Source organism: Psychrobacter sp. 1U2 (assembly GCF_051847575.1).
Map to the genome: position 1 here is coordinate 1 of NZ_JBPYDC010000601.1, position 947 is coordinate 947.

1 protein-coding gene is annotated in these 947 nt (G+C 40.3%); it reads right to left on the reverse strand.

The annotated features are described in order from the left end of the window. Positions 1 to 161: 161 nt before the first annotated feature. Positions 162 to 935: an ABC transporter permease gene (locus tag ACS8FD_RS17550; RefSeq protein ID WP_439263331.1), complete on the reverse strand. Its 774-nt coding sequence runs from the start codon at positions 933 to 935 to the stop codon at positions 162 to 164. Positions 936 to 947: the final 12 nt, after the last annotated feature.

The following is a 947-nucleotide window of genomic DNA, read 5'->3' on the forward strand; positions in this document are numbered from 1 at the left end:
CTATACTCAGTTGGGTAGTCGGTGGTTTGTTCACCTAAAATACCGTGAATACTCATTTAACTTCCTGATATTAAACCGTTAATAATTTATGTCCAAGATGACAATGTACCAAAATAACAATCACGCTATCTTTTAAAGTGCCACTTTTTAGATAATAAGGTTTACAAGCGCACGCGCGATCCATTACTGAGTAAGCGATAGGCAATGGTATAAAATATCGCGCAGAATACAAAAATCGCGACCATCGAATACCAAACATTGACATCTGAATATCCCAAAATACCGTAGCGGAACGAGTTCACCATATAAACGATGGGATTTAATAACGAAACGTTTTGCCAAAATGGAGACAAATTCTCCATCGAATAAAACACACCGCCAAGATAAGTAAGCGGAGTCAATACAAAGCTTGGAATGATAGAGATATCATCAAACGAGCGCGCAAATACGGCGTTGATAAAACCACCAAGCGAAAACAAAATGGATGTACCCAATACCGTAAATATCGTCACGAATAAATGCTCAATACCAAGGTCTGTAAAAAAGAGCGCCACTATCGAGACAATAATACCGATTGCCAGTCCGCGAAAGATACCACCGCTAATATAACCCATCAAAATAGAGTGCTTAGAGACGGGTGAAACGAGTAGCTCCTCAATACTAGCCGTAAATTTGGCACTAAAAAAGCTTGAGACGACGTTAGAGTAGCTATTGGTAATAATCGACATCATAATCAGACCGGGAACGATAAACTGCATATACGGCACACCGCCCATCTCCCCCACGCGCGAGCCAATCATCTTACCAAAAATGACAAAATACAGGCTCATTGTGATAACTGGCGGCAACAATGTCTGAGGCCAAATGCGTAAAATTCGGCGTACCTCTTTTAACCATATGGTACGAAAAGAAATCCACTTTTTGCTCCATGACATTGCTTTATTATG